This is a genomic window from Caldicellulosiruptor obsidiansis OB47 (genome assembly GCF_000145215.1).
Lineage (GTDB): Bacteria > Bacillota > Thermoanaerobacteria > Caldicellulosiruptorales > Caldicellulosiruptoraceae > Caldicellulosiruptor > Caldicellulosiruptor obsidiansis.
In genome coordinates, this window is record NC_014392.1 from 852,662 (window position 1) to 876,462 (window position 23,801).

The following is a 23,801-nucleotide window of genomic DNA, read 5'->3' on the forward strand; positions in this document are numbered from 1 at the left end:
CTTAATTGACACCAAAAAAAGCTTATGTTATAATAACAAAATGCGTTAATATGGGTATTACTTCCTTTCAACTTGGACTATTCCAATAAAAGCTGAGATATCGTGAGGCTTTCAAGAATAGATTGTATTTTTAAGGAAATAATAATAAAGATAAGGAAATTTTTTAAGAGGTGATATAGTTGGCACTACCTCGTCCTGTGCAATATGGCAAAGTTCAAAGAATGAGTTATGGTAAGGTTAAAGAAGTTCTGGATTTGCCATATCTGTTGGAAATCCAGAAAAAGTCATTTCAATGGTTCTTGGATGAAGGGCTAAGAGAGGTCTTAAGAGAGATATCTCCGATTAAAGACTACAGTGAGACATTGCTTTTGGAGTTTGTAGACTATTATTTTGATGGACCACCTAAGTATTCAGAGCAGGAGTGCAAAGAAAGAGATGCGACATATGCAAGACCTCTAAAGGTAAAGGTTAGACTTATAAACAAAGAAACAGGTGAGATAAAAGAACAGGATATTTATATGGGCGAATTTCCAATTATGACCGAAACAGGAACATTTATTATCAACGGTGCGGAAAGAGTTATTGTAAGCCAGCTCATCCGTTCACCGGGATGTTACTTTGCATCTTCCATTGATAAACAGGGAAGAAAGATATTTTCAGGCACTCTCATTCCAAATAGAGGTGCATGGCTTGAATTTGAAACAGACACAAGTGAGCTTTTGTCTGTCAGGCTTGACAGGACAAGAAAAGTTTCGCTCACAACACTTTTAAAAGCGTTTGGGCTTTACAATCAACAGATGATATTTGAAAAGTTTGGTGAGGATGAGAGACTGAAAGCTTCGCTTGAGAAAGAAGCCAATAAAGGTGAGCTTGGCAATCCGGTTGAGAATGCACTTTTAGAGGTATATCGGAGACTCAGACCTGGTGAGCCGCCAAACGTTGAAAATGCTCGAAATCTTCTTTACAATATGTTTTTTGATCCAAGAAGGTATGATTTAGCAAAAGTAGGAAGATATAAATTCAATAAAAAATTATCGCTGTGGAAGAGGATTTTCAACAAAAGAGCTGCCCAGGACGTAGTTGACCCGAAGACTGGAGAGATATTGGTCAAAGAAGGAGAGGTAATTACAAGAGAAGTTGCACTGAACATTCAGGATGCTGGTATCAACGAGGTATGGGTATATGCAGATGAAGAGAGACTATTTAAGGTTGTGGGAAACAATACGGTAAAGCTTGACAAGTATGTAGATTTTGATGTATCTGACCTTAACATAAAAGAGCTTGTTTACTTGCCTGTTTTAAAAGAAATTCTTGACACAACAAGTGATGTTTCTGAGATTAAGAGGCTTATAAAAGAAAAAGAAAGAGAGCTTGTTCCTTACTGTCTTACAATAGATGATATATATGCAGCAACAAGTTATTTCTTAGGTCTCAAATATGGCATCGGAACAACTGATGATATTGACCATTTGGGCAACAGAAGGGTAAGAGCAGTAGGCGAGCTTTTGCAGAACCAGTTCAGAATTGGTCTCGCGCGAATGGAAAGGGTCATTCGCGAGAGGATGAACATACACGATATTGATACTGTAACTCCTCAGACGTTAATAAACATAAGACCAGTTACAGCAGCCATCAAAGAATTTTTTGGTTCAAGCCCTCTTTCACAGTTTATGGACCAGGTAAATCCACTGGCAGCACTTACAAACAAAAGAAGACTTTCAGCTTTGGGACCAGGTGGACTTTCCAGGGACAGAGCGGGTTTTGAGGTAAGAGACGTGCATCATTCTCATTACGGAAGGATGTGTCCTATCGAGACTCCAGAAGGTCCAAACATTGGTCTTATAACCTCTTTGGCAACTTATGCAAGGGTCAACGAGTACGGATTTTTAGAAACACCTTACAGAAAGGTTGACAAGAAAGAAGCAAGGGTTACAGACGAGATTGTATATCTTACAGCTGATGAGGAAGACACATACAAAATTGCTCAGGCAACTGAACCTGTTGACGAAGAGGGAAGGTTTATAAATCAAAGAGTCACTGTAAGATTTGGCGAGGAAATCATTGAGGTTGATAAATACGAGGTTGATCTTATAGATATATCACCAAAACAGATTGTATCGGTTTCAACATCGTTGATACCGTTCTTGGAAAACGACGATGCAAACAGAGCTCTTATGGGTTCGAACATGCAGCGTCAAGCAGTACCACTTTTGATGACAGAGTCTCCAATAATTGGAACAGGTGTTGAATACAGGGCTGCAGTTGACTCTGGTGTATGTATTCTTGCAGAGAAAGATGGTGTGGTTGAAAAAGTATCTGCTGATGAGATTGTTATAAGAAACAATGATGGAACAAAAGATGTATATAATCTTTTGAAGTTCAAAAGGACAAACCAGGGAACATGTTTTAACCAAAGACCAATTGTGAGAAAAGGACAAGAGGTTAAAGCTGGAGAGGTTATTGCAGACGGACCTTCCACAGACCATGGTGAACTTGCGCTTGGCAAAAACGTCCTTGTTGCTTTCATGCCATGGGAAGGGTACAACTACGAGGACGCTATCTTGATTTCAGAAAGGCTTGTAAAAGAGGATGTTTATACCTCTATTCACATAGAAGAATATGAGTGTGAGGCAAGAGATACAAAACTTGGACCTGAGGAGATAACAAGAGATATTCCAAATGTTGGCGAAGATGCAATAAAAGATTTGGATGAAAGAGGAATTATAAGAATTGGTGCAGAAGTAAAGAGCGGTGACATTCTTGTTGGTAAGGTTACTCCAAAGGGTGAGACAGAACTTACAGCTGAGGAAAGACTTTTGAGAGCTATCTTTGGTGAAAAGGCAAGAGAGACAAGAGATACATCTTTGAGGGTACCCCACGGTGAAGGTGGAATTGTTGTAGATGTAAAGGTATTTTCCCGCGATAAGGGAGATGAACTTCCACCGGGAGTAAATCAGCTTGTAAGAGTGTATGTTGCACAGAAGAGAAAAATATCAGTTGGTGACAAGATGGCAGGTCGCCATGGTAACAAAGGTGTTATTTCAAGGATTCTTCCTGTTGAGGATATGCCATTTTTACCTGATGGTACACCTGTTGACATAGTTCTAAATCCGCTTGGCGTGCCATCGCGTATGAACATTGGTCAGATTTTGGAGACTCACCTTGGGTATGCGGCAAAAGCGCTTGGATGGAAGGTTGCAACCCCTGTTTTTGACGGTGCAAAAGAGGAAGATATCGAAGAGGCATTAAAACTTGCAGGATTAAATCCTACAGGTAAGACAATCTTATATGATGGCAGAACTGGTGAACCATTTGACAATGAGGTAACTGTTGGTTACATGTACATGCTAAAGCTTGTGCACCTTGTTGACGATAAAATTCACGCACGTTCCACAGGACCGTATTCGCTGGTTACACAGCAGCCTCTTGGTGGTAAAGCTCAGTTCGGTGGTCAGCGATTTGGTGAGATGGAGGTTTGGGCGCTTGAAGCGTACGGTGCTGCATATACGCTGCAAGAACTGTTGACTGTAAAATCTGACGATGTAACAGGAAGGGTCAAGACATATGAAGCTATAGTAAAGGGAGAAAATATCCCAGAACCCGGAATTCCTGAGTCTTTCAAGGTGCTTGTGAAGGAGCTCCAGAGCCTGTGCTTGGATGTAAAGCTTTTGTCTGAGGACAACAAGGAGATTGAGCTCAAAGAGTCTGTTGATGATGACGAACAGCCGCAAGGGCTTGGAGCTTTTGAAATAGGCGGCGATGAAATAGAAGATGATAAAGACCTTCAAGAAGATAAGGAAAAGTTTTATGAGGATTTGATGAATGCAACACAAGAAGATGACCAGGGTGCTGATGATGATATAGATGAGTAAAACCTCAAAAAGGTGGGTGGAGAAAGATAATGGACTTATTCAATTTTGATGCTATTAAAATCAGTCTTGCTTCTCCTGAAAAGATAAGAGAATGGTCGCGCGGTGAGGTAAAAAAACCCGAGACTATAAACTATAGAACACTCAAGCCCGAAAAGGATGGGCTTTTCTGTGAAAAGATTTTTGGTCCAACAAAAGACTGGGAATGCCACTGCGGAAAGTATAAAAAGGTCAAATATAAAGGTGTTGTTTGTGATAAGTGCGGTGTTGAAGTGACAAAAGCAAAGGTAAGACGTGAGAGAATGGGGCACATTGAACTTGCTGCCCCCGTCTCTCATATTTGGTATTTCAAAGGTGTTCCAAGCAGGATGGGTTTAATTTTGGACATGACACCGCGAAATTTAGAAAAGGTTTTGTACTTTGCTGCATATGTAGTAATTGACCCGGGCGATGTACCAAATTTGGAGAAGAAACAGATTCTTTCTGAAAAAGAGTACAGGGAGCTAAAAGAGAAGTATGGCGACAGGTTCAAGGCAGGGATGGGCGCAGAGGCAATCAAGGAGCTTTTGAAAGAGATCGACCTTGACAAGCTATCGCAGGAGCTCAGGCAAGAACTTGAGACAGCAACAGGTCAGAAAAAATTAAAGATAATCAAGAGACTTGAGGTTGTTGAAGCTTTTAGAAAGTCTGGCAATCGTCCTGAATGGATGATACTTGATGTTATACCTGTCATCCCACCTGAACTCAGGCCCATGGTCCAACTTGACGGTGGAAGGTTTGCAACATCAGACTTGAATGACCTTTACAGAAGGGTAATAAACAGAAACAACAGACTTAAAAAACTCATGGACTTAGGTGCACCGGATATAATCATTAGAAACGAAAAGAGAATGCTTCAAGAAGCTGTTGATGCTCTTATTGACAATGGAAGGCGTGGAAGACCGGTAACAGGTCCTGGCAACAGACCGCTAAAATCACTTTCTGATATGCTCAAAGGTAAGCAGGGAAGGTTCAGACAGAACCTTTTGGGGAAGAGAGTTGACTATTCAGGGCGTTCTGTTATAGTTGTAGGACCTGAGCTTAAGATTTACCAGTGTGGTCTTCCAAAAGAAATGGCTTTAGAGCTTTTCAAACCATTTGTCATGAAAAAGCTTGTTGAGAAAGGGATTTGCAACAACATAAAAAATGCCAAAAAAGCTGTTGAAAGACAGAGAAGTGAAGTATGGGATATATTGGAAGAAGTAATAAAAGACCATCCAGTACTGCTAAACAGAGCACCCACTTTGCACAGGCTTGGTATTCAGGCGTTCGAACCGGTACTTGTTGAGGGGAGGGCTATAAGGCTTCATCCACTTGTTTGTACAGCGTACAATGCTGACTTTGACGGGGACCAGATGGCAGTGCATGTGCCACTTTCTGCCGAAGCTCAGGCTGAAGCAAGATTTTTGATGCTTTCTGCAAATAACCTATTAAAACCAGCAGATGGCAAACCTGTTGTTGTTCCTACACAGGATATGGTTTTGGGAATTTATTACCTCACTCTTGAAAAGAAGGGTGACAAGGGTGAGGGTATGATGTTCTCATCAGAAGAAGAAGCACTTTTGGCATATGAACACAAAGTTGTTGGTCTTCACGCAAGGATAAAGGTTAAAAGAACAGCAGAAGTAGATGGGGAAGTTATCTCTGGACTTGTTGAGACAACTGTGGGGAAGATTATACTAAATCAGGTAATTCCTCAGGACCTTGGTTTTGTTGATAGAACCAAGAAAGAAAATCTTTTGAAGTATGAAATTGACACACTTGTTGACAAAAAGATGCTTGGAAAGATCATTGACAGGTGCATAAAGGTATATGGCAATACGCGAACAGCAGAGATATTGGACGAGATAAAAGAACTTGGTTTTAGATTTTCAACAAGAGGTGCAATAACAATTTCTGTTTCTGACATGGTAATTCCAGAGATAAAACAGAAGCTCATCAGCGAGGCAGATAGCAGAGTTGCTCAGATAGAGAATCTGTACAGGCAAGGTTTGATATCAGATGAGGAAAGATATGAACAGGTAATCTCTATATGGAACCAGACAAAAGACAAGCTTACAGAAGAACTTATCCAAAACCTTGATGAATTCAATCCAATATTCATGATGGCAAACTCAGGTGCGAGAGGTTCCAAAAACCAGATATCACAGCTTGCTGGTATGCGAGGACTTATGGCAAATCCGTCCGGTAAGACAATAGAGATGCCGATTAAGTCAAACTTCAGAGAAGGACTCAATGTTATCGAGTTTTTCATATCAACACACGGTGCACGAAAAGGACTTGCGGACACAGCACTGCGAACAGCAGACTCAGGGTATTTGACAAGAAGGCTTGTTGACGTTGCACAGGATATAATTGTAAGGGAAGAGGACTGTGGGACAGACAAAGGTATATGGGTTGAAGAAATAAGAGATGGCACAGAGGTAATTGAAACACTTGAAGAGAGGATTATTGGAAGGTATGCAGCTTCTGATATTATAAACGAGAAGACAGGTGAGGTAATAGTAAAGAGAAATGAGCTTATTACAGAAGAGATAGCAAAAAAGATAGTAAATGCAGGAATCAACAGGGTATATGTAAGGTCAGTTTTAGAGTGCAAGACAAGGTACGGTGTTTGTACAAAATGTTATGGGCTTGACCTTGGCACAGGCCAGCCTGTGAATGTTGGTGAGGCAGTTGGTATAATTGCAGCACAGGCTATAGGTGAGCCGGGTACACAGCTTACAATGAGAACATTCCACACAGGTGGTATTGCTGGACAGGACATCACGCAAGGTCTTCCGAGGGTTGAGGAACTGTTCGAGGCAAGAAAACCAAAGGGTGTTGCTGTAATTTCTGAAATAGAAGGGTATGTTTCAATAAAAGAGGATAAAAAGAGGACAGTAACAGTCAGAAATAACAATGGTGAAGAGAGAATGTATGAGATACCGTACGGAGCAAGATTAAAGGTAAACGATGGGGATTATGTTCAGGCAGGGGATGAGCTGACAGAAGGTTCAATAAATCCGCACGACCTTTTGAAGATAAAAGGGCCAAGAGGTGTTCAGAGCTATCTTCTTGCAGAAGTTCAGAAAGTTTACAAGATGCAGGGTGTTGATATAAATGACAAGCACATAGAGATAATAATCAGACAGATGATGAAGAAGGTCAAGATAGAAGACCCGTGCGATACCGAACTTTTGCCTGGCGACATTGTAGAGATCCATAGGTTTGAAGAAGAGAACGACAAGGCAATTGCAGAAGGGAAACGTCCCGCACTTGGAAGGAGGGTACTTCTTGGCATAACGAAGGCAGCACTTTCGACTGAGTCGTTCTTGTCTGCTGCATCATTCCAGGAGACAACAAGGGTATTGACAGATGCAGCAATAAAAGGGAAAGTTGATCCATTAATTGGGCTCAAAGAAAATGTCATCATTGGTAAACTTATTCCTGCAGGAACTGGGATGGCAAAGTACAGAAACATTGTGATTGAAGAAAATCAGTAGTAGTATTGGTTGCGGGTATGCCTCAAAGAAAAGGGTATACCCGCTCCAAAATTAAAAATTTTTGAAGTTACAACAAAACAAAAGATGTGCTTTTAAACTTTCTTGACATAAAATAATTTGAGTGTTATTATATTTGAGTGTAATTTTACACCTTCCATGTAAAAAAGGGAGGAAGTGAATTTGTCATCATCAGACATTGAAGCTTTGAAAACTTCACCAAAGACAGTTGGTGCGCGCCAGACTGCCCAAGCTATCCAGAAAGGCAAGGCAAAGATTGTTTTTGTCGCAAAGGACAGCGATGAGTGGGTAGTGAGGGATATAATAGATATGTGCAAGCAAAAAGGGATAAAACTTGTGTTTGTGGATTCCAAAAAAGAACTTGGTAAGATTTGTGGTATAAGTGTGGCAGCATCGTCTGCCGCGATAATTGAATAAGATTTTTTTAAGGAGGTGCAAGAATGCCAACAATAAACCAGCTTGTTAGGTACGGCAGAGAGAAAAAGGTTGAAAAGTCAAAGGCACCAGCACTTCAAAAAGGTTTTAACTCTTTGAAGAAAAAGTATTACGATATTAGCTGTCCTCAGAGGAGAGGGGTTTGCACAGTTGTTAAAACTGTGACACCTAAAAAGCCAAACTCAGCTCTGAGAAAGGTTGCAAGGGTAAGACTTACAAACGGTATTGAGGTGACAGCGTACATCCCAGGTATTGGTCACAACTTGCAGGAACACTCAGTTGTTTTAGTAAGAGGCGGAAGAGTCAAGGACTTGCCAGGTGTTAGATACCATATTGTAAGAGGTACTTTGGACTGTGCTGGTGTTGCTAACAGAAGACAGGGCCGTTCCAAATACGGTGCAAAAAGGCCAAAACAACAAGCAGCAGGCGCTGCAAAGAAATAAAATTTGCAAAAAGTGTATGGGAAAGATCGGCATGAATATTTACAGTTTTGTAGAAGGAGGGAAATGGCTTGCCAAGAAAAGGGCCTGTTAAAAAAAGAGAGATATTGCCAGATCCGGTGTATAATGACAAAGTTGTTGCAAAGCTTATTAACAAAGTTATGTATGATGGTAAAAAATCAATTGCACAAAAGATTGTATATGGTGCATTTGATATTATAAGAGAAAAGACAGGCAAGGACCCGCTTGAGGTCCTGGAGGCAGCACTCAACAATGTTATGCCTGTATTAGAGGTTCGTCCAAGAAGAGTTGGTGGTGCGACATACCAGGTACCGATTGAGGTTGCGCCTGACAGAAGACTTTCTCTTGGAATTAGATGGCTTGTTGAGTATGCAAGAGAGAGAAAAGACAAAAGGACGATGAAAGAAAAACTTGCAGCAGAGATCATGGATGCAGCTAACAATACAGGTGGAGCAGTTAAGAAGAAAGAAGATACTCATAGAATGGCAGAAGCAAATAGAGCATTTGCACATTACAGATGGTAATACTATTTTGACAAGGAGGACAGAAGAAATTGCCCAGGCAGTTTCCACTTGAAAAAACAAGAAATATAGGAATTATGGCTCATATAGATGCGGGGAAAACAACAACAACAGAAAGAATTCTCTTTTACACAGGTAAGGTTCACAAATTGGGTGAAGTCCACGAAGGAACTGCTACAATGGACTGGATGGAGCAGGAACAGGAAAGAGGTATTACTATTACCTCTGCTGCTACAACTTGTGAATGGAAAGGTCACAGGATAAACATCATTGACACACCAGGACATGTGGACTTCACAGTTGAGGTAGAAAGGTCTCTGCGCGTGCTTGATGGTGCGATTGCTGTATTTTGTGCAAAAGGCGGCGTTGAGCCACAGTCAGAGACTGTTTGGAGACAGGCAGATAAATACCGTGTTCCAAGGATAGCTTATGTCAACAAGATGGACATAATGGGTGCAAACTTTTTCAACGTTATTGATATGATGAAGGAAAGACTGGGTGCAAACCCGGTTGCAATCCAAGTTCCAATTGGAAAAGAAGATACTTTCAAAGGTATTGTTGACCTTCTTACAATGAAGGCTATAATCTATGTTGACGACCTTGGAAAAGTCTCGCAAGAGACAGAGATTCCAGATGAAGTAAAAGGCATTGCTGAAGAGTACAGGATTAAACTTTTAGAAGCTGTTGCAGAAACTGACGAAGATATTATGATGAAATATTTAGAGGGTGAAGAGATTACAGTTGAAGAGCTCAAGGCTGCAATAAGAAAAGCTACAATCAACATGCAGATGACACCTGTGCTTTGCGGTTCATCTTATAGAAACAAAGGTGTTCAGCCACTTTTGGATGCTGTTGTTGATTATTTGCCATCACCAGTTGATATTGCTGCAGTGAAAGGATTTTCACCTGATACTGGTGAAGAGATTGAAAGAAAGACAAGTGAAGATGAACCATTCTGTGCACTTGCATTTAAAATTATGTCTGACCCATATGTTGGTAAACTGACATTCTTGAGAGTTTACTCAGGTGTTCTTCATGCAGGGTCGTATGTTTATAACTCTACAAAGAACAAGAAAGAAAGAGTAGGAAGACTTTTGCACATGCACGCAAACCACAGGGAAGACGTTGATGCAGTGTATGCAGGTGATATCTGTGCAGCAATAGGTCTTTCTAATACTACAACAGGTGATACCCTCTGCGATGAAAATCATCCGATTGTTTTGGAATCTATGGAATTTCCAGAACCTGTTATACAGGTTGCTATTGAGCCAAAGACCAAAGCTGACCAGGAGAAGATGGGTATTGCGCTGCAGAGACTTTCAGAGGAAGACCCGACGTTCAAAGTATCAACAAACCACGAGACAGGGCAAACTCTTATTGCAGGTATGGGAGAGCTTCACCTTGAGATTATTGTTGACAGAATGAAAAGAGAGTTCAAGGTAGAGGTCAATGTAGGTAAACCTCAGGTTGCTTACAAAGAGACAATCAAGAAATCTGTCAAGGTTGAAGGAAAGTATATCAGACAGTCTGGTGGTAGAGGTCAGTACGGTCACGTTTGGCTTGAGCTTGAGCCACTTGAAAGAGGCGCAGGGTATGAGTTTGTTAACAAGATTGTCGGTGGTGTGATTCCAAAAGAGTTCATACCATCTGTCGATGCAGGTGTCCAGGAAGCAATGCAGTCAGGTGTTTTGGCAGGATATCCTGTAGTGGACGTAAGAGTTACGCTGTTTGACGGTTCATACCACGAGGTTGACTCAAGCGACATGGCATTCAGAATTGCAGCAGCTCAAGCGTTCAGAGAAGGTATGAAAAAGGCAGACCCAGTACTCTTAGAGCCTATTATGAAGGTTGAGGTTGTTGTCCCTGAAGAGTACATGGGTGATGTAATGGGTGATATCAACTCCAGACGAGGAAGAATTGAGGGTATGGAACTGAGAGGTAACGCTCAGGTTATTCGTGCATATGTTCCGCTTGCTGAGATGTTTGGTTATGCAACAGACTTGAGGTCAAAGACACAGGGTCGAGGGACATACACCATGCAGTTTGACCACTATGAAGAAGTTCCAAAGAATATTGCTGACAAGATTCTTGAAATGAAGAATAAATAAGTGTTAAAATAATCTTAAACTGCGGTTGCAATTTTAAAAATTCACATATAAATAAAATATTATTGTGAGGGAGGATAAAATAAGGATGGCAAAGGCTAAATTTGAAAGAACAAAACCACACGTAAACATAGGTACAATTGGACACGTTGACCATGGAAAAACAACATTGACAGCTGCAATCACAAAAGTTTTGGCTCTCAAAGGTAAAGCTCAGTTTATGGCTTATGACCAGATTGACAAGGCTCCAGAGGAAAGAGAAAGAGGTATTACTATCAACACAGCACACGTTGAGTATGAGACAGACGCAAGACACTATGCACACGTTGACTGTCCAGGTCACGCTGACTACGTCAAGAACATGATAACAGGTGCTGCTCAGATGGACGGTGCAATCTTGGTTGTATCTGCAGCAGACGGTCCAATGCCACAGACAAGAGAACACATTTTGCTTGCACGACAGGTTAACGTTCCATACATCGTAGTATTCCTCAACAAGGTTGACATGGTAGACGATCCAGAATTGATTGAGCTGGTTGAAATGGAAGTAAGAGAGCTTCTTTCCAAGTATGGTTACCCAGGCGACGAAGTACCAATCATAAAAGGTTCAGCTTTGAAGGCTTTAGAGTCAACATCACAAGATCCAAATGCTCCAGAGTATCAGTGCATTTTAGAGCTCATGGATGCTGTTGACAAATACATCCCAACACCACAGAGAGACATTGACAAACCATTCTTGATGCCAATTGAAGACGTGTTCTCAATCACAGGTAGAGGTACTGTTGTAACAGGTAGAGTTGAAAGAGGAACACTCAAGACAGGCGAAGAGGTCGAAATAGTTGGTTTTGCTCCAGAGCCAAGAAAGACAGTTGTAACAGGTATTGAAATGTTCAGAAAGGTATTGGATGAGGCTGTTGCTGGTGACAATGTAGGGTGCCTTCTCAGAGGTATTCAGAAGAATGAGGTTGAAAGAGGTCAGGTTCTTGCAAAGCCAGGCACAATTAAACCTCATACAAAGTTCAAAGCACAGGTTTACGTCTTGACAAAAGAAGAAGGTGGAAGACATACACCATTCTTCAATGGTTACAGACCACAGTTCTATTTCAGAACAACAGACGTTACAGGAACAATCACACTACCAGAGGGTGTAGAGATGTGCATGCCTGGTGACAACGTTGAAATGACAGTTGAACTTATCTCTCCAATTGCTATTGAGTCAGGACTCAGATTTGCTATCCGCGAAGGCGGAAGAACAGTTGGTGCAGGTTCTGTTACAACAATAATTGAATAATCAAAAAAGCCCAAGCCTAAGGAAGAGAAGCTTTAAAGCTTTCTAAACTTAGGTTTGGGCTTTTTTTGGCTCAAAAGATTTTGTCCCAAGATAAGTTGCTTCAAGGAGGTGTTTTTAAAAAAACGTATGGCACGAATAAGAGAGTATTATCACAATATGATTCAAAAACTTAAATTCCATCAGACAGAAGAGTATATGATTGATGAGTTTGTCTACAACACACTGAAAGAATTCTCGGTAAATCTTAATAAGGAAATAGCAATTGTTTTGAATAGAAAAGGAAGGATTGAAGAGGTCATAATAGAAAAAAAGGAATTCGCTGAACTGGAAAACCAGGATTCTTTCCCTAAAAAGGCGGCATTAATCTTTACGAGATTATCTTCAGTATCACATCCGTCAATGCTTGACCTGTCCACTCTTATAATGAAAAAGTATGACTATGTTATGACAATTTCGCTCAAAACTGAGGAAGCTACCATAGCTTTTTGGGGTAGCCTGTTGAAAGAGGTTGAAACGGTTGGACCGCACAAGATAGAGTATTTTTACAATCTTGATATCTCATCCAAGATTTCAGAAGTGGATGAAAAACAGAGGGAAAGAGAAAAGATTCACGAGACTTTGACAGAAAAAGATGAAAGGGCTTTGCTTGTTGATGTGTGGCCAAAAAGTTCGTCTGAACTTGACAGGCACCTTTTAGAAGAGCTTGAGAGTTTGTGCAAGACAGCAGGGGTTAAAGTTGTTGACACGGTAGTGCAAGTAAGAAGAAGCATAGACCCTGCATACTTTATAGGAAGAGGTAAAGCAGAAGAGATACTTTCAATCTGCCAGCAGAAGGACATCGACGTTGTGATATTCAACAGAGAACTTTCGCCTGCTCAGATAAAAAACTTGGAAGAGCTGCTTTTGAGAAAAGTGATAGATAGAACTGATGTGATCCTTGACATATTTGCAAGGCGTGCAAAGACCAAAGAGGGAAAACTTCAGGTAGAACTTGCACAGCTTTTGACTCTGCTTCCGCGCCTGCGTGGGACTGGAGTGCTGCTTTCAAGGCTTGGTGGCGGAATTGGAACAAGAGGGCCTGGTGAGACCAAGCTTGAGATTGACAGAAGACATATCCAGCGCAGGATTGAAGAGATAAAAAAAGAGCTTGAAAAGGTGAAAAAAAATAGAGAAGTTCAGAGGAAGAGCAGAATAGAAAACCAGGTACCTGTTGTATCAATAATTGGTTACACGAATGCAGGAAAGTCTACTCTCATGAACAGAATTTCAAAGGCAGATGTTCTGGTAGAAGATAAACTATTTGCAACACTTGATACTACAACAAGAAGAGTGTACCACAAGGGCAGAGAATTTTTACTCACTGATACTGTAGGGTTTATAAGAAACTTGCCGCATCATCTTGTTGAGGCGTTTTCTTCAACATTAGAAGAGGTCAAGTATTCAAACCTTATTCTGAACGTTGTAGATATATCTGACCCGTATTATTATGACCACATAAAAGTATCTGAGGATTTGCTAAAGCAGCTTGGAGCAGAAAATATCCCTCTTATAAGGGTTTATAACAAGATAGATAAAGTGGACATTTCAAGTGTAGATGTATTTGACAATGTACCTTACGTATTTGTCTCTGCTCAAGATGGCAGAGGTATAGATACTTTGCTTGATATGATTGTTGAAAGAATTTAATTTATATAAAATTTGTTGAATAAGATGAATAAAGAGGGTATTATTAAAGTAAGGGGAAATTTTTATTAAAATAAAAGAAAGGGGTTGTCCGCATTGCTAATTCGTAATTGTGCTGGTGGAGTTGTGTTCTACCAGGGAAAAATCTTTATTATGAAGAACGAAAAGGGCGAATGGGTGTTTCCCAAAGGTGTTATCCGAAACGGCGAGATTGCACCAGAGGTTGCAGTAAGAAGGGTCAAGGAAGAAGTTGGAATTGACGCTTCAATTCTCTCCACAGCAGGTCAAACAAGTTATGAGTTCTTTTCTGTCACACGTCAAAGACCAGTTTGCAACAAGATTATATGGTATATCATGGAAGCAAAATCTCCTGAGTTTTTGAAAGAAAATAAGGAAGAGAACGTTTTTGATGCTGGGTATTTTGACATTGAAGAGGCTATTCAGAAGATTACTTACAGCCAAGACAAGGCTTTGGCATCTTGTGCATATGAACAATACAAACAACTTGTGAATATTTAAATCACAATTTATAATATATATGGTATAGGATTTTAAAGGGCTGTCATTAAATTTTACATAAAATGGCAGCCCTTTTTGATGTGAAAAGCTAATGGATGTGATTAATTGAGGCAAAGGGGATTTAAAATAAAAATGAGATTTAAAACTATTGCTCAAAATGTCCAGGTAGAATTTGTAGAAAGAAAATCAAGGTTTATTGCATCAGTTTTCAGGGTAGAAAATCAGCATGAGGTTAATACCTTTCTTGACAAGGTCAGAAAAGAGTTTTATGATGCAACACACAACGTGTATGCCTATACATATGGTATTGAATATCCTGTGCAAAAGTATTCTGATGATGGGGAGCCGCAAGGTACAGCCGGGCTTCCTGTCATGGAGGTAATAAGAAAGAGCAATGTTTCGAATGTATTGATTGTAGTAACTCGGTATTTTGGCGGGATTTTGCTGGGTGCATCAGGACTTGTCAGGGCATATACACAGGCAGCAAGCCTCGGACTTGAAAAAGCGGGTATTTTGGAGTATCATGAGTGTGAAGAGGTTGTGCTCAGCATAGAGTATTCTGATTTTGAGAAGATTAAATGGCTTACTTCAAAGTTTAATACAAAAATAGAAAAGATTGAGTATTCGCAAGTTGTAGATTTATCGCTGGCAATAAAAAAAGAAGAGGTGGATGACTTTATAAAAAACGTTTCAGATATTACATCCGGCAACTTCCTGGCTGACAAAAAAGGGATAGTTTTAAAAGCAATTTAGGGAAAAGGATGTGTTTGTGCTGTGAACAAGAAAGAAAATGTGTATAGATACCTTTTTACAAATCCACTTTATTTTATTCAGAATATTTCACTTCTTAACAATTTCATAGCAGGAATAGCAGTGTTTTTGATATATGTTACACTTTTTACAATCTACGTTTACCTTCAGATTAGAAAGGGATACGAAATAATGCCAGCAGAGGCAGGTCTTGTATTTTTTACAGACAGAATAAAATCTGATTTAGAGAATTTAAGGTTGGCAAGGCTTATTATTACACTTTTTTCAAACCAGATTTTTAAGCTTTTTATGCTGGTTGTTATAGTTTTTTTGACAGCTTCCATTGTTACAAGAAAAAGAGCAAGTGTTTCACAAGTGATAACTACACTGACAGTATCATACCTTCTTCCGTCATATACATTTTTGATAGGGACTATGTTTTGGTTTTTATCAATTGGCTATGCAGTTTTTAAAGTGTCAGAGATGTTTTTCTTGATATCTGTTTATGAAGCACTTTCAAAGGGGTTTGGTATACCAAGAACAAAGGCATTGACAATAGTATTTATGATTGTGCTTTTCTATTGTTTGCTTTATATATATTCACCTTCGGTATTTCTTACACCTTTTCTGATATAAAAGGATAAGGTAACTAATTAAAGAATATCCTGCTAGAAACAAGATAATAAAAAATTTCATTGAAGTTATTTTCAGATAAATGAGTATAGTAAATATAAGCAAGCACCCCACTGCAAGTTGAAAGATGAGAATGATTATTCTTTTTTCAAGAACAAATTCAAACTCAAGGTTTGCTATCTTTTCAAGCATTATAATACATGAAATAAGGGCAAATATATTTGAGATCCAAATATAAGGGATCTCATTTTTGAAAAGTAATATTGTTGGGATATAGACTATCAATCTTGTTACTGTTAGTACTGAATTTAAAATAAAATTAAAATTGACCTTATCGAGTGCATTAAGTAAACTTGAAAGTACCACAGAAAGATAATAAAATGTTATCGCAGGTGCTATGTGTTTAAGATACATTCCTGCTTGAGGGTTTTTGTACAACAAATTACAAATCTGTACAGGAAAAAGTAAGAATACACATGTTGTTGGCAATGAAATAGCAATGGTAAGCAAGAGAAAAGAGTTTATTCGAGAGTTGAGAGTTTTTATGTTAATCTTTGTTTCGGAGATGGTAGGAACTATTATTATGGATAACGAATTTACAATTACAAGTGGCAAAGTTGCTGCTGGGAAGCTCATGCCATTTATTATTCCATAAATAGAAATTGCTTCGTTTTTTGTATTACCGATATATTCAAGTAATTTTGGAATTATCATATTTTCAAGTGATTGAAAAATCATTCCAAGGACACTGGCTGTGGCAAGTGGTACAGATACTTTTAGTATATTAGATGAAATCTGCACAATCTCGGAAAGCTTAATCGGAAATTGAATATTTTGGTATTTGAGTTTATATGATATCAAAAGGAAACTCAGACTTGAAAGTTCCCCTATAAGAATTCCCAGGAAAGACAAAAATAGCTTTGTATCAAGCGAAGATGAGTTTATTACTATCAAGAAAATGGGGCATGTGACAGAAAGTCTGACAACATTTTCAAACACCTCTGCCAAGGCAGGTGGAGTAGGATTTTGAATACCATAAAAAAAGCCCTTCAAAATAGCTGATTGTGTGACAACCACAATGCATACAATAAGTGGATAGACAGTGTGTTTAAGATGTGGTGTGTCAAATACAATATCACAGAAAAAAGGATTTAAGATACAAAAAAAGATAGCAACTATAATACTCCAAAGAAGAAGTATTCTGCTCATCACAAAGACAACTTTTTCTTTCAAGTTGGTACAGTAGCAATTTTCAGCAATATATTTTGAGATAGCAGTTAAGATTCCACCGCTTGATATACTGTAAAACAAATAATAAAGTGTCATGCCAAATGTATAAAGTCCTATACCAATAGAACCTATTCTGCGTGATATGAACACTCTGTAAAAGAAGAAAAGACTGTATGTTAAGATGTTGCAAAGTGTAAGTATTACAATCTGACTTAAAATCTTTTTGTTCATCTTTCTTTTATTTATAATAATTCTTTGCTCATTATTAAATCTTATGTATGAAAATCATTTGACATTAGCTCTAAATCTAATTTATAATTCCATATTGAGCACAATAGCAGCTTAAAAGGTAGGGGGAAATAAACTATGTCTGGACATTCAAAATGGGCAAATATAAGACACAAAAAAGAAAAGACAGATGCTCAGAAAGGGAGACTTTTTACAAAACTTGGTAGAGAACTTATGGTTGTTGCGAAGATGTACGGACCTGATCCTGAGACAAATCCGAAGCTCAGAGACGTAATTGCAAAAGCAAAGGCAAACAACATGCCCATGGACAAGATAATGGGGTTTATAAAAAGGGCAGCTGGTGAGATTGACACAACAGGGTACGAAGACATTACGTACGAGGGCTATGGACCTGGCGGGGTTGCTGTTATTGTTGAGGCAATGACGAACAACAGAAACAGAACAGCCGGAGAGCTTAGACACATTTTTGACAAAAACGGTGGCAATCTTGGTCAAACAGGCTGTGTTTCATGGATGTTCAGTAGAAAAGGTGTCATAGTTATTGAAAAAGAAAGTTTTCCGGATGAGGACTTTGTGATGGAAAAGGCGTTAGAGTATGGTGCTGAGGATTTCTCCTCAGAGGACGATATATATGAGATTATTACATCACCTGAGGATTTTTCAAAGGTCAGAGAAGGTCTGGAAAAAGAAGGTTTTACATTTATAAGGGCTCAGATAGAGATGATTCCCCAGACAACTGTAAAGCTTTCAAGTGAGGATGCCCAGAAGATGAGAAGACTTATTGACATGCTTGAAGATAACGATGATGTAAAAGAGGTTTATCACAATTGGGAAGAAGATGAAGAATAAATTCTATGTATAGCAGTGGGTTTGGCAGGGAATAATAGTAAAAAAACTTTGAGTGCTTGTGGGGTCATGAAGAAAATGAAACTGTATTTTAAAACTGCCACGCTCACTGCTATTGTTGTTTTCTTGTTCATAGTTTCGTTTGCAGTAGGGTTTACTATAACATTAGAAAGATGGAAAGTGAAATCTGAAAAGGATATTAAGGGTAAAAATGTAACGCAGATTGCATATATAAATAAGGATATAGAGAGTAGAATAGCTGATAACACTTTGTTTGTTGTAAGGAAATATTTTAAAGGGTGCGGACATGTTATTGAAGAAAAGAAGATTGTACCAAAAGAGTATGTAGGGATGTCAAAACAGGACTTTAAAAATATGTTTGCCGGATGGGAAATAGACGCGTTCAGCTCTAAGTATGTGGTAATAAGCCGAGTATTTGAGGGTTTTTGTCCTAATCATTTCATAATTTCTATAAAAGACGGAAGAGTAGCTATATTTTATTCGCAACCTGTAGATGGTGATACTCTAAAGCTCATTACTCCAATTAGTATTGAAAACTTACCAGAACAAGAGGTAAATGATTTAAAAAAAGGAATTGTAGTCAACTCGTTTGAAGATGCAATAAAGATAATTGAGGATTTTGGAAGTTAAAAAATTTTATGTAACACAGTTTACCCATAATTCATATTATGTTAATGGAAAAAGACATAATATGAATTATGGGAGGTAAGAAATGATGCCAGAAGAAATGGATTTGAGGTATGAAGGGCATGAACATCACTGCCACGATATCTGTGAACACATGAAAAGGTATTTAGGAGAAACAGTTACAGTGTTCACAGAAAGCGGAGGAGAAAGCGGACAAGGATTTACAGGTGTTTTAGCACTTGTCACACCAAGGCTTATAAGGCTTATTGTAACAATAGGAACACCACCAGATGACCCATTCTGGTACAGAGGCTATGACTCAAGAGAAGAGTTTGGCGAACATCATCGAAGAGAAAGATGCTGCCCGCCACGCAGAAGATTTTGTGGACTTGGTTCAATAGTTGACATTCCTTGCAGAAAGATAGTTGCGTTTGTTCACAATGCTGTATGATATTTCTAATTAATAGAGGCTGTCCAAAAAGATTAATGGGCAGCTTCTTTTATTTTATACGTTATTAAGACAAAATGCATAAAGTTACCTGTCAATGATTTTCAAACATGATAAACTATTTAATTATCTTTTTGCCTTAGCTTCCATTTTATATTTTGCATATTAGACAAATTTAGTAGCAATTATATGAAAAAATTCATCAATATTATACCTTGTTTTTTTTTTTTTTTATTAAAATATAATCAAATCAAAATTAAGAAAATTAGGAGTGAGGGGTATGATTAATAAAATTATTACGAATTATAATCTAAATAAGAGTATTAGCAACAATTCTAAGGTCAGTAGTTCCAATCACAGTGTTTCTGCTTATTCGCTCTCAAAAGGTTGGATTGTGCCTAATAAACCTTCTGTGCAGTCAACTGATCCATACAAGGTTACACTCTCAACCACTTCTTCACAAAAAGCTTCTACTAATAATAAAACTCATAGTTCGAATACAGAAAATAGTGGAGGGATTTTGGGTATTTTTTCGAATATCAAAAAAGATATTAGTGACACAGCAAAAAATTATTCAGAACAAAGTTAACAATTTTGTAAAATCTACAGCTTCAAATTTGAATAACACAGTTAAAACAGTAGAGCGCAAAATTTCTTCAGTAGTAAAATCAACTGGAGAAAAATTAGAGTCTGTTACAAAGGATATTAAAGAAGGTTTGAAAAAAGCTGTAGATGTTACAACAACAAATAGTATTTCTGTTGAAGGGAATAAAACTATAAAAGAGAAAAAAATAACTTTGAATGTAGCAGGCAACAAAATGTATCTGAAATTTACATCTTCAGTAAGTGGAGAAGTAGGAGTTGAAAAATCTTCTCAGTACAAAGCAAATACAAAGAATGCTCCTGTTTCAGTTGAGCACAATAATTCTGGTAAATTGAATTTAGAATTGGAAAAGAAGAAAATAGGAAAAAGTTTTGAATCTGGCACAAGTATTAAAATTGGTAATAAAACTAAAATCGAAAATAAGATAACAGTTAGCAAAGAAAGCACTGAGATTACAGGTGGAGTAAAGTTTGTACTATTGAAGACACATAGCCAGGAAGTAAATGCAACAGTTGGCGGAACAGTAAAAAGCAATGGAAAAGCTGAAATAAATTTAGCTAAGGTAACTCATTCTTCTTCGGCAGAAAAGATGTCCTCGGAAAACAGCGTACAACTGAGCATTGATGAAAAATCATTCAATAATACAAAGACAACTCTGCAGGGAGTATGGCTTGCACTACCAAATGATACAAAGTTTGGGATAGGAGTTTCTGTTGGAGTTGTAAAAGGTGCTGTAAATACTGTAAAGAGTGTAGTTGATATAGTAACTCATCCAAAACAAGTTATTGAAGGAGCAAAAACATTAGTTAAACATCCTCAGGCAGCATTAAATTATGCAGAGCAGGCTGTTACGAATGCAAAGAATGAATTTATAAATGGTGATGCTTACAAAAAAGGAGAAATAGTAGGTAAAGCACTGTTTGAAGTAGGGGTTAGCGTAGCAGGCACCAAAGGATTGGATAAATTAGCAAAATCAGCAGAAGTATCTGGAAATTTAGGAAAGCTCAAAAAAGTATTTGATTTTACGACAAGAGTAGCAAAACCAGCTTTTGGTCATTAAAAGTCTTTGCACACAGAGCTTTATTTAAAGTTCTGTGTGCTTTATATTGAAGAAAATGACTGCTTTTTGATAGAATATATCCAGTAAAAAAGTTTGTAAAAAGAAGGGGAATGAGAGTTGAAAATGATAAGGCACAACAGAAAATGGATAATAATCGGAATAATAGGTTTAATACTGGTCTATTTGGTGTTGAAGTTTTTTTCAAACCCCACCTACATTATTGTAGGTGACAGGGTTTTGATGAACACTTTATCAATTGATGGTACACATGAGGCAATAACTGATATGGAAGATAAAGAGGAGTATGACGATGCTGCAGCTCTTGCTAAATGGATTGTTAAAAATGCTAAAACTTCTGACGATAAAATAAACGGTTATTTTAGACTTGCGGAAATAGCCTACCAAATTGACAATCCGATGATGGAGGAGTATTATGCAAATCTTGCTTTGAAAAGTATTGACAATAAAACCTCAGAAATAATGAAGAAGGTAGCATATTATACAAAAGCTGTTGCAATTGCACAGAGAAGTTGGAAGCTTGGAGAAATAGAAAGAATGAAAGAATCTATTGACTGGTTTGAAAAATCGCTAAAGATAAATGACCCAATTAATTTTAAAGACACTTGGCACTTTAACACTGAAGCATACTATGGTCTTGCACAAATATATTTGGAAGCATATGGAGATTACAGGAAAGCGCTTAAATACATAGAAAAGTTTTTAGAACTGGTAAAGGAGGATAAAGAAAATAGTTTTTTGGATAATTATATTGAACTTCTATCATATTCAGGGAATTGCTATTATGAGTTAGGTATGAAGGATAAATTAAGAGAGGTGTACAGCATCTGGAAAAAGAATTATCCGAAATACAAGGATTATTTTAAGAATTACAAATTTCAATTAAAAAAGTTAGAGTTTTTTAACAAACTAATTGATGGCAAATATAAAGAGGCAGAAGAAATTATGAAGAAGGAAGATCCAGATTATTTAGGGATTTACTATTATCGAAAGGTAGGAGATATTGAAAAGGGTAAGAAAGCGTTGATAGGTTTTGGGAAGAGTAATATACAGCTTTATCCATTTCCACTTTTTCAGAGGTGGGTAAAAGAGTTTAAGCTAAGTGAGAAAGAGAAGAAGGAACTTGAGGTTATGTGGAAGAGATGGGTTGAAGAGAACAGGAAAAGATGTTTGAACACAAATGTACTGAGAAGTGATAAAGAGATAGCAAAGAGGGGTTGGAGATAGATGAGATACCGGTTTGAATGCATGTTTGGGGATGCTGAGAAGGTTTTTTTAGAGATTTTTTCAGAGAAAAAAGGGAAGGAATATATTCCTATGACAAGAGATGGCGAAAGTTTTGTATGTGAGTTAGAATTATTACCATCAGATGCTTACAAGTATATTTTTGTGATTGATGACAACATAAGGCTAATTGATCCGACAGCTCCATTTGTTATTCCTACTGAAGATGGACAAATATTTTCCTGCATTGCGATAAATGCCAATGACGAAATCTTAACCTACGACTTTGAACCAAGCATATTTGTGAAAAACTTTGGTTTTTGTAGCAAAATGGTAGAAGATGGAGAAGTAGTGTATAAAAGAGCTTTTTCCAAGAAAGACAATAGAATATATGTAAGAATAGAGTATAGTGATGTTTTAGGATTTCATCAGAGTAGTATTTTGTGGTATAGACCTGATGGACAATTTTTTTCACAAAGTAGTGGTATTATATGGAGTGAAGAGAAAAAAGAAGATGGTATAATTGAATGGCATTATGTAGAATTAACTGATCAAATACCAACAGGTAAATGGAAAATTAGATTTTTTATTAATGGGCTCTATCTTTTGGAAGATTATTTTATAATAACCCCAACTACCTATGGAATCGAAGCAGGGATTTTAAAGACATCGTTGTAAAACTGAGAAGAGAAAATAGTATTTTTCACAATAGAATTTGAAAGAAAAATTAAAAATTGTTAGAGAAAGTGACGTTGGTGAAAAATTATTTACCAAAATAGTTTTTGCCATATTTTTTATATATGTTTAAGGTGATGATTAGAGAAGAAGGGGAGAGAGGTGTAATATAAATCCAAAAGTCTCTCCCCCTATTATTTACTCAATATAAAAATTCCATATTAAATAACATAATTAACAAGCTTTCCAATTCCTTCGATTTCAACTTCAACAATATCTCCTTTTTTCATGCTTCCAATTCCAGAAGGAGTTCCTGTTATTATCACATCAAAAGGTTTTAAGGTCATTATAGAGCTTACATAACTTACAAGCTCCTGCACGGTGAAGATGAAATTGCTTGTGTTAGAATTTTGAACAAGTTTGCCATTAAGATAGGTTTTGATTGGGCTGTTGTTTGGGTCAATTTCATCTGTTATAATAGGACCAAGTGGTAGAAAAGTGTCAAAAGATTTTGCTACAGTCCACTGACCATTTTTAGGCTGAAGATCCCTTGCTGTCACATCATTTGCGCATGTATAACCAAGTATGTACTCATCTGCCTCTTGGGGTTTGACATTGCGACACTCTTTTTTTATAACCACCGCAAGCTCTCCTTCATAGTCCACTTGGCTACTCATATGCTGCGGATAAATTATACTGTCGTTGTGGCCAATCACACATGTCGGGGGTTTTAGGAATAGCACAGGACTTTCTGGAAGTTCAAGTCCAAGTTCTTTCGCATGGTCTTTGTAGTTAAGACCTACACAGACAATCTTTGAAGGCTTGACAGGCGGCAAAATTTTTAAATCCTCTATTGAATAAGACTCTTTACCCACTTTCAATGGTTCGAGACTTTTTACAACTTTTACAATACTGTCTTCCACAAGTCCAAAAAATGTTTTATTTGCATAAAAAAATCTTCCGACTTTCATGTGTCTTTAGCACCTCTCA

Annotated in this window: 20 protein-coding genes; 18 read left to right on the forward strand and 2 right to left on the reverse strand. The window is 37.8% G+C overall.

Annotated elements, in window-relative coordinates; genetic code table 11:
* Positions 1–221 precede the first annotated feature (221 nt).
* The 11 genes from rpoB (at position 222) to COB47_RS03690 (ending at position 15,812) form a co-directional block, all read left to right on the forward strand.
* Positions 222–3,872 (forward strand): DNA-directed RNA polymerase subunit beta, encoded by a 3,651-nt coding sequence (rpoB, locus tag COB47_RS03640; protein ID WP_049770062.1) that lies wholly within the window; start codon positions 222–224, stop codon positions 3,870–3,872.
* A gap of 26 nt (positions 3,873–3,898) precedes the next feature.
* A complete protein-coding gene (gene rpoC / locus COB47_RS03645; protein WP_167317448.1) occupies positions 3,899–7,393 on the forward strand; it encodes a DNA-directed RNA polymerase subunit beta' in 3,495 nt (1,164 codons plus the stop codon).
* A 180-nt stretch (positions 7,394–7,573) separates the two neighbouring features.
* On the forward strand, positions 7,574–7,828 hold the full coding sequence (locus COB47_RS03650; protein WP_013290051.1) for a L7Ae/L30e/S12e/Gadd45 family ribosomal protein: 255 nt from the start codon (positions 7,574–7,576) through the stop codon (positions 7,826–7,828).
* A 23-nt stretch (positions 7,829–7,851) separates the two neighbouring features.
* Positions 7,852–8,289 carry a 30S ribosomal protein S12 gene (gene rpsL, locus COB47_RS03655; RefSeq protein WP_013290052.1) on the forward strand — a complete coding sequence of 146 codons (438 nt, stop codon included), beginning with the start codon at positions 7,852–7,854 and terminating at the stop codon, positions 8,287–8,289.
* 68 nt (positions 8,290–8,357) lie between these two features.
* Entirely contained in the window at positions 8,358–8,831 is a 474-nt protein-coding gene (rpsG, locus tag COB47_RS03660; protein ID WP_013290053.1) for a 30S ribosomal protein S7, read from the forward strand.
* Between the two features lie 29 nt (positions 8,832–8,860).
* Entirely contained in the window at positions 8,861–10,936 is a 2,076-nt protein-coding gene (gene fusA / locus COB47_RS03665; protein ID WP_013290054.1) for an elongation factor G, read from the forward strand.
* A gap of 85 nt (positions 10,937–11,021) precedes the next feature.
* Positions 11,022–12,224 carry an elongation factor Tu gene (tuf, locus tag COB47_RS03670; RefSeq protein WP_013290055.1) on the forward strand — a complete coding sequence of 401 codons (1,203 nt, stop codon included), beginning with the start codon at positions 11,022–11,024 and terminating at the stop codon, positions 12,222–12,224.
* Positions 12,225–12,380: 156 nt separating this feature from the next.
* On the forward strand, positions 12,381–13,910 hold the full coding sequence (hflX, locus tag COB47_RS03675; protein WP_013290056.1) for a GTPase HflX: 1,530 nt from the start codon (positions 12,381–12,383) through the stop codon (positions 13,908–13,910).
* Positions 13,911–14,003: 93 nt separating this feature from the next.
* Positions 14,004–14,426: an NUDIX hydrolase gene (locus COB47_RS03680; RefSeq protein WP_013290057.1), complete on the forward strand. Its 423-nt coding sequence runs from the start codon at positions 14,004–14,006 to the stop codon at positions 14,424–14,426.
* A gap of 132 nt (positions 14,427–14,558) precedes the next feature.
* A complete protein-coding gene (locus tag COB47_RS03685; protein WP_013290058.1) occupies positions 14,559–15,179 on the forward strand; it encodes a YigZ family protein in 621 nt (206 codons plus the stop codon).
* Between the two features lie 21 nt (positions 15,180–15,200).
* On the forward strand, positions 15,201–15,812 hold the full coding sequence (locus COB47_RS03690) for a hypothetical protein (RefSeq protein ID WP_013290059.1): 612 nt from the start codon (positions 15,201–15,203) through the stop codon (positions 15,810–15,812).
* Here COB47_RS03690 and COB47_RS03695 read toward each other — a convergent pair.
* Positions 15,777–17,270 (reverse strand): oligosaccharide flippase family protein, encoded by a 1,494-nt coding sequence (locus COB47_RS03695; RefSeq protein ID WP_013290060.1) that lies wholly within the window; start codon positions 17,268–17,270, stop codon positions 15,777–15,779. The two genes, COB47_RS03690 and COB47_RS03695, sit on opposite strands and share 36 nt — an antisense overlap.
* Before the next feature lie 135 nt (positions 17,271–17,405).
* Between COB47_RS03695 and COB47_RS03700 the strand changes: the two genes are divergently transcribed.
* The 7 genes from COB47_RS03700 (at position 17,406) to COB47_RS03725 (ending at position 22,814) form a co-directional block, all read left to right on the forward strand.
* Entirely contained in the window at positions 17,406–18,137 is a 732-nt protein-coding gene (locus COB47_RS03700) for a YebC/PmpR family DNA-binding transcriptional regulator (RefSeq protein WP_013290061.1), read from the forward strand.
* Positions 18,138–18,212: 75 nt separating this feature from the next.
* Positions 18,213–18,785: a BofC C-terminal domain-containing protein gene (locus COB47_RS03705; RefSeq protein WP_041742399.1), complete on the forward strand. Its 573-nt coding sequence runs from the start codon at positions 18,213–18,215 to the stop codon at positions 18,783–18,785.
* A gap of 85 nt (positions 18,786–18,870) precedes the next feature.
* Complete coding sequence (locus tag COB47_RS03710; RefSeq protein WP_041742401.1) at positions 18,871–19,233, forward strand: hypothetical protein; 363 nt, start codon at positions 18,871–18,873, stop codon at positions 19,231–19,233.
* A gap of 277 nt (positions 19,234–19,510) precedes the next feature.
* Positions 19,511–19,819: a hypothetical protein gene (locus tag COB47_RS12540; protein WP_237698999.1), complete on the forward strand. Its 309-nt coding sequence runs from the start codon at positions 19,511–19,513 to the stop codon at positions 19,817–19,819.
* Positions 19,785–20,894 (forward strand): hypothetical protein, encoded by a 1,110-nt coding sequence (locus tag COB47_RS03715; protein WP_237699000.1) that lies wholly within the window; start codon positions 19,785–19,787, stop codon positions 20,892–20,894. Before COB47_RS12540 ends, COB47_RS03715 begins: the two co-directional genes overlap by 35 nt.
* A gap of 123 nt (positions 20,895–21,017) precedes the next feature.
* Entirely contained in the window at positions 21,018–22,139 is a 1,122-nt protein-coding gene (locus COB47_RS03720) for a tetratricopeptide repeat protein (RefSeq protein WP_237699023.1), read from the forward strand.
* The gene (locus COB47_RS03725; RefSeq protein ID WP_013290065.1) at positions 22,140–22,814 is read left to right on the forward strand and encodes a hypothetical protein; all 675 of its coding nucleotides are present in this window, start codon (positions 22,140–22,142) and stop codon (positions 22,812–22,814) included.
* A 218-nt stretch (positions 22,815–23,032) separates the two neighbouring features.
* On the opposite strand, the gene COB47_RS03730 is transcribed toward COB47_RS03725, so the two are convergent.
* Positions 23,033–23,782, reverse strand: coding sequence for a fumarylacetoacetate hydrolase family protein (locus tag COB47_RS03730; RefSeq protein WP_013290066.1), 750 nt, complete (start codon positions 23,780–23,782; stop codon positions 23,033–23,035).
* Positions 23,783–23,801: the final 19 nt, after the last annotated feature.

What these genes read in the sequence shown, in the direction of transcription:
- COB47_RS03730 (WP_013290066.1), bottom strand. Translation starts at nt 23,782, where the DNA reads ATGAAAGTCGGAAGATTTTTTTATGCAAATAAAACATTTTTTGGACTT.
- COB47_RS03720 (WP_237699023.1), top strand. Translation starts at nt 21,018, where the DNA reads ATGATAAGGCACAACAGAAAATGGATAATAATCGGAATAATAGGTTTA.
- hflX (WP_013290056.1), top strand. Translation starts at nt 12,381, where the DNA reads ATGATTCAAAAACTTAAATTCCATCAGACAGAAGAGTATATGATTGAT.
- COB47_RS03695 (WP_013290060.1), bottom strand. Translation starts at nt 17,270, where the DNA reads ATGAACAAAAAGATTTTAAGTCAGATTGTAATACTTACACTTTGCAAC.
- COB47_RS03685 (WP_013290058.1), top strand. Translation starts at nt 14,559, where the DNA reads ATGAGATTTAAAACTATTGCTCAAAATGTCCAGGTAGAATTTGTAGAA.
- rpoB (WP_049770062.1), top strand. Translation starts at nt 222, where the DNA reads ATGAGTTATGGTAAGGTTAAAGAAGTTCTGGATTTGCCATATCTGTTG.
- COB47_RS12540 (WP_237698999.1), top strand. Translation starts at nt 19,511, where the DNA reads ATGATTAATAAAATTATTACGAATTATAATCTAAATAAGAGTATTAGC.
- rpsL (WP_013290052.1), top strand. Translation starts at nt 7,852, where the DNA reads ATGCCAACAATAAACCAGCTTGTTAGGTACGGCAGAGAGAAAAAGGTT.
- tuf (WP_013290055.1), top strand. Translation starts at nt 11,022, where the DNA reads ATGGCAAAGGCTAAATTTGAAAGAACAAAACCACACGTAAACATAGGT.
- COB47_RS03700 (WP_013290061.1), top strand. Translation starts at nt 17,406, where the DNA reads ATGTCTGGACATTCAAAATGGGCAAATATAAGACACAAAAAAGAAAAG.
- COB47_RS03710 (WP_041742401.1), top strand. Translation starts at nt 18,871, where the DNA reads ATGCCAGAAGAAATGGATTTGAGGTATGAAGGGCATGAACATCACTGC.
- COB47_RS03725 (WP_013290065.1), top strand. Translation starts at nt 22,140, where the DNA reads ATGAGATACCGGTTTGAATGCATGTTTGGGGATGCTGAGAAGGTTTTT.
- COB47_RS03705 (WP_041742399.1), top strand. Translation starts at nt 18,213, where the DNA reads ATGAAACTGTATTTTAAAACTGCCACGCTCACTGCTATTGTTGTTTTC.